Source organism: Erwinia sp. PME.40.26/001, assembly GCF_055556675.1.
The window spans coordinates 1-247 of record NZ_JBVHNP010000354.1 but is presented as its reverse complement, the minus strand read 5'-3'; the positions used below and the strand labels follow the sequence as shown (position 1 = coordinate 247).

At 65.6% G+C, this 247-nt stretch carries 1 protein-coding gene; it reads left to right on the top strand.

Annotation, left to right across the window (positions count from 1 at the left end):
• The coding region (locus tag ACZ3HG_RS24515; protein ID WP_465335095.1) for an AIR synthase related protein at positions 1–247 on the top strand (247 nt) is incomplete at both ends.

Genomic DNA, 247 nt, shown 5'->3' with positions numbered 1-247 from the left:
CTGCACCTGAAGACTCTGCCCACTCGCGGCGACCGCGTCCTGGTGGGGCCCGGAGAGAACGCCGGCATAATCGACATCGGCGGCGATTGGGCCATTGCTTTCAAAATCGAGTCCCACAACCACCCCAGCTTCATCGAGCCTTTCCAGGGCGCGGCTACCGGCGTCGGGGGCATCCTGCGCGATATCTTTACGATGGGCGCCCGCCCCATCGCCGTCCTGGACGCCCTGCGATTCGGCCCTCTGTCCA